Here is a 9466-nt window from a genome sequence, read left to right on the forward strand (position 1 = left end):
GCCACCGGAAAGTGGTCCTTTCAGCCGGACAGCGTCGAAAGCAACCCAAGGTGAAAAGACACCAGCGGCGAGCGAGGAGCATGGTATCTCTGTGGAAGAAGCAGTTCGGCAAGCCGCCCATGAGGCGGACAATGCTGTCGTTGGGGAGTCCCAGCCAGAAACGCCGGCTGACGAAGCCAAGACGGCGCTGGGCAAGCAGCTTGACGAGTGGCTGGAACGACTGCTTCGGGAGGGCCTGGGGCCGGACGATGTCGTCCAGGTGTTCGAAAAAATGTTGGCTGTCGATCCGGAAAGTGTGGAAAATCCTGAAGACGGGGCGCGGCTCATCTACTTGGCGGGCCAGCTTTCGGAAATGTTGGGACGTCAACTGGACGTGTGGGACTGGGCCCGGCGTCTGTTGACGCGATTTCCCGAAAATGGGGATGTGCTGAACCTGGTGGCCACGGCGGCGCTGGCAGCATGGTCGGCAACCCAGGAAACCGGTGAGGGAGAGTCGCCAGATTCCCCACCGCGTGAGTCGGCCAGGAACGCGGCTCTTCCCAGCTTGGAACAGATCGGTAGCTGGTTTCGAAAATCGCTCGATTTGTCGCCTGACTATCCCCGGCATTACACCCGGGCAGCTCAGTTCTTCCGGATGACAGGCGACATCGGGATGGCCGAGTGGTGCCTTGCCCGGTCTTTTACTCTGAACCGAAATAATCCGCAGGCTGTTCTGGGACTGGCGCAGATCTACTCCGACGCGGATCGAGAGCAGGATGCGCTGGCGGTTCTTGACCTGTGCCTGCGGGAGGGCAACTGCCAGGACGCAGAAGTGGCCTGGGAAGCGGGATTGGTGGCATTCCGCCTGGGACGCTATCCCGAAGCCTTGACGTATTTGAACCAGAGTGAGCAGTGGGGCTGGAACAGTCCCTGGCTTTATTTTTACCGAGCGTGGACGCTTTTGAGTCGTAAAGAAGCCGAGGATGCCCTGAAGGATATTGAACGTTTCATGGCAACACGGGATGCACCGGGGTTGGCCGGTCACGTTCTGTACGCCTGGCTCGCGCAGCTTCAGGATTCGCCCGACCAAATCCGTGACCATATCAAAGCCGTCCTCAAGATGCGAATACAGGACATTGATGATTTGTCGGAGACGGGCATCGAGAAGAATTTGCAGCAATTGTATGAAGTTGCTCGGCAGGGGCTCCCGCCCGAGGACGAAGTGCTCAACGATCTCCAGGATCGCCTGTTCCAAGCAGGTATTGTGCCGGACAGTATTTTTGAGGCGGAGCGTAAGAACCGACCCAGGGTAACCGACCTCAATTACTATGTTTGCGTGTGCCGTCAGCCTTTGGATGAGTCGTGGTCGAAGCATCCCGCCTGCTGGCCGCATCAGGCGTCGTGGCCCGCGTACTTTGCGTTTTGGGGCGTGCTTGCGCGGAATATTGAGGAGGCTGAGCACTACGTGCTGCAGGCCCAATCGCGATGTTACCCCGATCTGTCCGCGGAACTTGTCAGCACGACCATGGAAGAAGGCGGCTTTTTCGACCATCCAGGAGTGGTATGGCAGGGGGCTCGCCGTTACGATGAGGATCTCGAAACGATCTACTCCCTCGGCCTGGGCTCCGACGATGCCGATGACAACATAAACGGGGACGAGGATTTTGATGACGATTTCGACGAGGATGACGAGGATTTCGATCCCCACTTTCCGCCCGAGGACAGATAAACCGTTGTTAGTCCCCTACTTCTCACTTGTCAGGTTACCAGTTTCCCAATCACACGGTTCGCCTGTAACCACGGCATGAAGGCAACTCCTCTGAAGGCACGAAACAGGGCTCTGGCAAACAGGGCTGGGAAACGCTGCGGCCTCGATCGGCCTCACACTCTCACGTCGGCCTCCATGGAGGAACACGCCGGGTAGCGCCGGCGGATCGGTTCGACAATCTCCGAAAGGAATTCGTCGACCTGCTCCCGCGACCGCCCGACATAGCGGAGAGGGTCGGTCACTTCCGCGAAGTTAACCCCGGCGAAAGCAGGATCAGCGCGGAGTCTCTCGATGAGGTCGTTCTCTCCACCTTCTTCTTTGATGACCCGTGCGACGGCCTGGCTGTGCTGGCGAATCCGTTCGTGAAGGTCCTGCCGGTCACCGCCCACCTGGACGGCTGCCATGAGGATCTCCTCCGTAGCCATGAACGGCAGTTCCGCACGCAGATTCTTGGTGATTACCTGAGGATACACGACTAAACCTTCGAAAACGTTGCAGCAGAGAATAAGGATCGCGTCCACGGCCAAAAAGGCCTGCGGAATAACGAGCCGTCGATTGGCGCTATCATCCAGGGTGCGTTCGAACCATTGAACGGCATGAGTCATGTGGGCGTTGGCCTCGAGAGACATCACGAATCTGGCCAGTCCACAGATCCGCTCGCACCGCATCGGATTGCGCTTGTAGGGCATGGCCGAGGAACCCACCTGATCCTTTTCAAAGGGTTCTTCTATTTCCTTGCGATGGGCCAGCAGCCGGATATCGGTCGCGACCTTGTGAGCGGTGTCCGCGATCTGTGAGAGGACAGCGAGTATCTGGGCGTCAATCTTTCGGGAATATGTCTGGCCCGTAATGGCGTAGCTGCCGGGAAATCCCATTTTTTGACAGACCAGCTCGTTGAGGCGTTTGACCTTTTCATGATCTCCCTGAAAAAGGGCGAGAAAGCTGGCCTGCGTGCCCGTGGTGCCCTGGACACCCCTTGCCCGAAGTTGTGACAATCGGTATTCAAGCTCCTGCAGGTCGAGGACAAAATCGTAAGCCCAAAGACATGCCCGGCGGCCTACCGTCGTTGGCTGGGCGGGCTGAAAGTGGGTGAAACTCAGGCAGGGCAGGTCGCGGTACTGCTGTGCGAAACGTCCCAAACGATCAATAACCGCGGCGAGTCGCTGGGCCAGGATCTGCAGGCCCTCCCGCATCAACAGGAGATCCGTATTATCGGTGACATAACAGCTTGTGGCCCCCAAATGAATGATCGGCCGGGCTTTGGGACAGGCATCGCCGAAGGTATGCACGTGGGCCATCACGTCGTGGCGGAGCCGGCGCTCATATTCCGCCGCCTTGGCCCAATCGATGTCGTCCACGTGGGCACGCATTTCCTCGATTTGTTCCTGGGAAATGGGAAGCCCTAATTCGGCTTCTGCTTCCGCGAGAATGATCCACAGCCGGCGCCACGTGGAAATACGCCGTTGCGGACTGAACAGTTCCGCCATTTCTCGCGAGGCATAGCGGGTGATCAGAGGGTTGTCGCAGATATTGTGTTCACTCGATGTGGTCATTGGCGATTTCCCGATCAGCAGAAAATGAATCGTGGAATCCTACCGTGAAGTACCAGACAAAGACTACATGTTCGTGACATCATCCACAGCATCGCCGTTGAGCAGGGCATCCATGGCCGCCGCGATCTCATTGGCGTGTTGGGTATCCAGGGCATAGACCCGGCAAATCCGATAGCTGAAAGGGATCTGACGGTAGAGTTCCCGGGCATCGAGCGTGCGGACCGACTTGGTGGCAGGATCGTAGAGATAATTCTGGCCCGCGGCGGGGGCACGGGTGCCCGGGCGATGGACATGGCGGGGTGGATCGCAGCGCAGCGGGATCTCTCGCAGAGCAGCGGGCAGTCGCCGGCGAATGGCCTCTTCGAATAGCTTTTCGTCGCTGAAAACGCTCATTTCCTCAGACTTTCCCGGGCCGAAGAACACTGTCCTTTCGCAAACCATTTTCCACAGGATTTTTCGTCCGAGCCATTCCCGCCAGCGGACACCCAGGGCGGCCCGTCGCTCGTCCGGCGAGTCCGCCCAGCGGTCCACGTCCACAAGCAACGACCAGTCCGTAAACCGGCGATATTGATCCAGATGGTCAAGAGGGTTTCCCGGAAAGAGATAGTCCGCACTATCGCGGAAAAGGTCCTGCAGCGAAAGGTCGATGGATCGCACGGTGCGATGGAAATAAATCGATCGGAACAGTTCCGCCCTGACCGTGATGAACCGCACCAGGGCAGGCAGGCCACGTTCGTGGATTGTCAAACCCTGAGGCGTGAAAAAACTATAATGAATGAGCCGGTCCAGGTCGAAGGCCCGTTGACTGTAACCCGACATGTAGGCATCCCGCAGGACAAAATCCATGTTGTCCACGGTATAAATCCCACTGAAGAGGGCCCGCAGGAGCCGCAACCAAAGCGGGGCGGATGGCTCCTCCGAGGTTTTGGGTCGGGTGATGAGAAAGCAGATTTGTTCGGGGTCAATTTCCTCGTCGGGGCGAAGCTCGCCCAGCGGATTTCGGCGAACACGGCGGAGCAGGGGGGCGAGTTCCCGCCGAATGATTTCGCTCCCCAGCCGTTCATGATTGAGCCCGTAACGGGAAAGATAGAATTGGTCGAAGAAATGACCAAAAGGGCCGTGCCCCACATCATGAAGCAGCCCGGCGAGCCGCATGAGCGTTGTCACATAGCCGAAACTGGGCGTATCGGGATCGCTGGCCTGGAGGCTTGGGTAAAGGTGCTGCGTGACGCGCCCCGCAAGGTGCATCACGCCCAGAACGTGCTGGAACCGTGTATGCGTGGCGGAGGGAAAGACCCACCAGGCTGTTTGAAGCTGGTGAATCTGCCGTAGCCGCTGGACCCACGGGTGATCAATAACATCCTGTTCGGAAACTTCTCCGGGGGCGGCCCCGCGGCGCGACACAAACGGGATATAGCCGTGGATGGGATCGTGGCTGAGGCTCTCCCAATCGTAGTTCGGCTGCATTTGGGACGCTCCAGGAAAAACGGTCCTTTACGCTTTCTGCCGGGTTTATAATGATACGACGCGCCAGTCGCAGGATTGGTGCTTCCCTGTATTTTCTGAAGATGTCGTTTTAGGGCAAAGGGGCGCTGTGGGTGAAGTTCCGGGGGGACTGAGGGAGACCGGCGGGCTCAAGGACTGAGAAGGCAACCTTGGGACAGTTTGTGTGATGTGGTCCTTTTTGACGAGGAGGAGGATTCGGTATGGTGCGCTCGAGCGTGCTCGTGTTGGCTGCGTGCGGAATGTTGGTTTTTGCCGATAGTGTGTGTCGCGCTCAACCTCCTGGAGGCCCGCGGCGGTCCGGCAATCCCCGCACGGTTTTTGAGGTGAAGACCCTTCCCAAGGACGACGTCGAAAAACGAATTCTGGAGGTCATTGAGGAGGTCGGTCGAAATCAGCGGGCGGGGAATATGATTGTCCCCGAGGAAGACGGTCGTCTTCTCCGTGCTTGGGCCGAGGCCGTGGGGGCGAAGCATGTGGTGGAACTTGGCACTTCGGTAGGGTATTCCGGACTGTGGTTCTGCCTGGTGCTGAAAAAGACCGGAGGCAAGTTGACTACTTTTGAGATCAACGAGAAACGCGCGGCCATAGCCCGGGAGAATTTTGAAAAAGCAGGGGTGAGTGACATCGTGACGATCGTCCTTGGGGACGCCCACGAAACCGTCAAGCAGGTCAAGGAGCCGATCGACGTTCTTTTCCTGGACGCAGACAAAACCGGGTATCTCGACTATTTTGAGAAGCTTTCACCTCTTGTGCGTCCCGGGGGAGTCGTCATCGCCCATAACATGATTCCGAGCATGGCCGACCCGCGATTCGTGAAGGCAATCACGACAAATCCCGACTACGAGACGGTGTTCCAGCACATGGACGCCGCGGGTGTCTCGGTGTCGGTCAAGAAACACTGATCGGGCGTCGCCTGCCATCGGGAAAACTTCCGCGCCCAGCGAACTGAATTTTGGTTGCGAAGACCCAGCAACAAAAAGCCGGCGGGGGTTGGGAGTTGACCCCTGCCGGCTTATTTTGTTCTTTTGAACGAATAGCCAGCAGCGGATAGAACAGTGGGGAATTTCCGGGCGATCGCCGCTGTAGATGACAGAAAAGGTCAGATCGCTTCTCCGCCGCGCTCGCCGGTCCGGATGCGGATGCAATCTTCCAGGGGCAAGACGAAAATCTTGCCGTCCCCAATCTGTCCGTGCGGTCCAGTCCGTGCCCCTTTGATAATCGCGTCAATGGTCGGTTCCAGGAAGTTGTCATTGACGGCGATCATGAGCTGGACCTTGCGGGTCAGGTTCACCGAATATTCGTGGCCCCGGAAGGCCTCGGCATGGCCTTTTTCCCGGCCGAATCCCTGCACATCCATGACCGTCAGGCGGAACACCTCCACTTCCGCCAACGCCTGTTTGACGGCTTCCAATCGATGCGGCTGAATGATGGCGATGATCAGCTTCATTGGGCCACCCTGTGGCGAAAAACATGACACTCCGACGGTAGGTATCACACTATCATATCCGGGTACGAACGGCAAGACACGTCCGGCACGCGTTTTTGACAGCGAAAACGCCGCCGCTTTACGACCTTGTGCGAAAACTCGCCGGGGCGAGCCAGTTCAAAATGTATTAGGGCGACCCAATGGTCTCCCCGTGAGCGTTTCTGCGAAACCTTGACTGCACGATTGACGCAAAACCCGTTAATCCGCCGAAACGGGCTCCACTGGAATACCACCGTCATACCAGGGCCGGCAATTCATAGCCCTTGCGCCGCGGGCGCTCCATGTAGGAAGATTTGTTAGCGCCGTCGTGGTTGGTGAACTGCTCTGTGGCCGGATCCCAGCGAAGTTTGAATCCGACTTCGCCGATTTCCCGCACAATGTTGACGAGATAGCATAGCGTTGTGGAGCGCTGTCCATACTCGATGTCGGCATTGCACCGCTTGCGTGTCTTGATGCACTCGATCCAGTTGGCGATGTGGTATTCCGTTTCCGGTCGTGTGATCGGGCCTGGATAATCCGGGGATTGCATAAGTTCCTTGGGATTGGTGGCAATTTTGTTGCGATTGATTTCGACTTTCCCCTTTTCGCCGATAAAAATCGCCCCCAAGCCGGGGCCCCAATCACCATTCAAGTGGAGACGCAGTTCTGTCCCGTTGGCATACCACATCCGCACTTTGGCCCGCGGCCCAACTACCGGACGAGCCAGACGGTTGAGGTATTCCAGATAAGTGGGATCATCTTCCGGGATGGTCTCAAACTTGCCACACGGCTCCACCCGCACGGGCTCCTCGAGCATGAGCTCCACCGGACCCGTTTCGTCGGTGCCGAGAGCACGCTGGATTTGATCGTAGGAATGGGTCCCCCAGCCCGTCACGCCGAAACACAGTCCACCACCATCATACGCCCACCAGCGCTCCCAGCCGTGATGCAATTCGGGATGGTATGGTCGCAATTCCGCCTGATTCGTCCACACGTCCCACCAGTTGGCGCTTCCGCCTTCGGGCATTGGCATGGGCGGCTTTCCCGGCCAGCGCTCCGGCCCTACGAAATTCGGGGCGATCACCGTAAGAACTTTGCCAATGGCACCGTTTTTCACCAGATCGCTGGCCCAGTTGTTGATGGGCATCGAACGCTGCTGGGTTCCGACTTGTGTGACCCGATTGTACTTCCGCGCCGCCTGAACCATGTACCGGCCTTCGCGGATCGTCAGGCACATGGGCTTTTCGATGTAGGCATCCATCCCCATTTGCATGGCGATAATGGTGATCCATGCCCGGGCATGCGTGGTGGTCTCCACCATCACACCGTCGGGCTTTTCTTTTTCAATCATGGTGCGGAAGTCCTCATAAGTGCCCCATTTCTGGCCTTGTCCCACATCTTTGACGAAGCGATCGATGGCTGGCTTGAAACAGTCGCACACGGCCACAATTTGCATGTCTTTGATTTCCCGGGACTCATTGACGATGGATCGCGCTCGGCCGCCCAGGCCAATGATGGCGACTTTGACCCGTTCGGACGCCGGGGCCTGACCCGCCAGTCCGAGTGCTCGGCTGGAAACAAACGTCGGGATGCTCAGGGCAGCACCCAGTTTCAGCATGGAGCGACGGGAAATCTGGTGTTCTCGCATGGCAAGCTCCTTGTGCAAGGCGTGACAAATAGGTGAACGCAGCGGCAATCGGTGGTGGGAGCGAATAACCCGCCGGCCGGAACACGACGAATTCACTGCCAATAGAATACATCCGGCCTGCCCGTTTGCCAATCCTTTTGGCTTTTGATTTCGCGAGCTTTGGCAACCGCAAGATCGACGAAATGGGAGATGGCAGCGCTCCGACCCGATGATGCCACCAGTCGTGTCTGTGCCAGGTCCGGGTGGCCAGGTTGTGACTGCGGCGGAACAAGGTTCGGTCCCATTAAAAACGAAACCGCGTGGGCTCAGGCCGACCGATGCGCAAAAGGATTTGGCAGCGTCCGCGACAATCCCGCCGTCAGCTCTCAGCAAACATTGCGTCCACGAAGCTATCGGCGTCGAAGGGCAGGAGGTCTTCCGGTTTTTCCCCGACGCCGACAAATTTGACGGGCAGTCCCATCTGCTGTCGAATCGCGACGACCACCCCACCCTTGGCTGTGCCGTCCAGTTTGGCGAGAACAAGCCCGGTGCACTTGACGGCCTCGCTGAAGTGTTTGGCCTGGCTGATCCCATTTTGACCCGTGGTCGCATCGAGGACGAGAAGGACCTCGTGGGGGGCGTCGGGAATCTGTTTTCCCAACACGCGGTGAATTTTGGAAAGCTCCCGCATCAAATTCTGATGCGTTTGCAGGCGGCCCGCGGTATCGACGATACAGACATCGGCCTGGGTTTCGATCGCGCGGGCGACTGCTCGATGCCCTACGGCCGCGGGGTCACTTCCCTGAGGACCTGTCACGATATCCACACCCAGCCGTTGTGCCCAGATACTCAATTGCTCCACGGCGGCAGCGCGGAAGGTGTCCGCCGCTCCCAGGACGACCTTCTTGCCCTGCGACTGGAACATGTAAGCTAATTTGGCAATGGTTGTCGTTTTCCCGCATCCATTGACCCCGCAGACCATGATGACGGTGGGGCCCTGACTGGCAAAGCGGATGGGGGACTCGGGCTGCCGCAAAAGCTCTTTGAGACCTTTCTTGATTTCCTCAATGGCCTCCGACCATTCGATAACGCGGTTGCGGTACTTCTGGCCGATCTGATCGACGAGCTGCTGGGCTGCTTGGACTCCCATGTCAGTCTTAACGAGGACCTCGAAAAGTTCATCCAGAAAGGCCTGATCGACGAGCCTTCCCCGCGTCTTGAAGAGATCGCGGATATCCGTCTGAAGAATTTGGGCGGTCTTTTTCAGGCCTTGTTTGATGCGATCAAGCAGTCCCATTGTCGTGACCCACCAGATTCTGGTTTGCCTGCCTTACCACACCCTGTTTTTATCTCGGCAGCGTGCAGACGCCCGATGGGTTGGGCGTCCCCAACACCGGTCCACTGCAGCTCATATTGGCCGTTGTTTTTGGAGGCTCAATCCTCTTCCGGTCCTTTGATCCATGCCCGGCCGGAGGAACGTCTGTCACGACTTTTCCGGCGTCCGCGCACACCCCAGAACAATATCCCGGTACAGTCGGTCGAGGATTCCGTTCACAAAGGGTCCCGAT

General features: G+C 57.9%; 7 protein-coding genes. 2 read left to right on the forward strand and 5 right to left on the reverse strand.

Translation table 11 applies throughout. The annotated features are described in order from the left end of the window. A partial coding sequence (locus tag H5U08_RS04645; protein WP_297030740.1) for a tetratricopeptide repeat protein occupies nt 1-1708 on the forward strand: 1708 nt, incomplete at its 5' end. A 152-nt stretch (nt 1709-1860) separates the two neighbouring features. Here the strand turns inward: H5U08_RS04645 and purB are convergent. Both purB and H5U08_RS04655 read right to left on the reverse strand, forming a co-directional pair. Continuing rightward, nucleotides 1861-3300, reverse strand: a complete 1440-nt coding sequence (gene purB, locus H5U08_RS04650; RefSeq protein WP_297030742.1) for an adenylosuccinate lyase — start codon at nt 3298-3300, stop codon at nt 1861-1863. Between the two features lie 63 nt (nt 3301-3363). After that, nucleotides 3364-4767, reverse strand: coding sequence for an HD domain-containing protein (locus tag H5U08_RS04655; RefSeq protein WP_297030745.1), 1404 nt, complete (start codon nt 4765-4767; stop codon nt 3364-3366). Between the two features lie 239 nt (nt 4768-5006). Here H5U08_RS04655 and H5U08_RS04660 point away from each other — a divergent pair, with 239 nt between their 5' ends. After that, on the forward strand, nt 5007-5708 hold the full coding sequence (locus H5U08_RS04660; RefSeq protein ID WP_297030746.1) for an O-methyltransferase: 702 nt from the start codon (nt 5007-5009) through the stop codon (nt 5706-5708). A gap of 197 nt (nt 5709-5905) precedes the next feature. Here H5U08_RS04660 and H5U08_RS04665 read toward each other — a convergent pair whose 3' ends face one another. The 3 genes from H5U08_RS04665 to ftsY form a co-directional block, all read right to left on the reverse strand. Then, nucleotides 5906-6253: a P-II family nitrogen regulator gene (locus tag H5U08_RS04665; RefSeq protein ID WP_095414661.1), complete on the reverse strand. Its 348-nt coding sequence runs from the start codon at nt 6251-6253 to the stop codon at nt 5906-5908. 274 nt (nt 6254-6527) lie between these two features. After that, entirely contained in the window at nt 6528-7919 is a 1392-nt protein-coding gene (locus H5U08_RS04670; protein ID WP_297030750.1) for a Gfo/Idh/MocA family oxidoreductase, read from the reverse strand. A 358-nt stretch (nt 7920-8277) separates the two neighbouring features. Beyond that, nucleotides 8278-9195 (reverse strand): signal recognition particle-docking protein FtsY, encoded by a 918-nt coding sequence (gene ftsY, locus H5U08_RS04675; RefSeq protein ID WP_297030753.1) that lies wholly within the window; start codon nt 9193-9195, stop codon nt 8278-8280. Nucleotides 9196-9466: the final 271 nt, after the last annotated feature.

Origin of the sequence: Thermogutta sp. (genome assembly GCF_014359955.1) — a bacterium.
Lineage (GTDB): Bacteria > Planctomycetota > Planctomycetia > Pirellulales > Thermoguttaceae > Thermogutta.

Coding starts and splice junctions, on each gene's coding strand:
- purB (WP_297030742.1), bottom strand. CDS start 3,300: ATGACCACATCGAGTGAACACAATATCTGCGACAACCCTCTGATCACC.
- H5U08_RS04655 (WP_297030745.1), bottom strand. CDS start 4,767: ATGCAGCCGAACTACGATTGGGAGAGCCTCAGCCACGATCCCATCCAC.
- H5U08_RS04660 (WP_297030746.1), top strand. CDS start 5,007: ATGGTGCGCTCGAGCGTGCTCGTGTTGGCTGCGTGCGGAATGTTGGTT.
- H5U08_RS04665 (WP_095414661.1), bottom strand. CDS start 6,253: ATGAAGCTGATCATCGCCATCATTCAGCCGCATCGATTGGAAGCCGTC.
- H5U08_RS04670 (WP_297030750.1), bottom strand. CDS start 7,919: ATGCGAGAACACCAGATTTCCCGTCGCTCCATGCTGAAACTGGGTGCT.
- ftsY (WP_297030753.1), bottom strand. CDS start 9,195: ATGGGACTGCTTGATCGCATCAAACAAGGCCTGAAAAAGACCGCCCAA.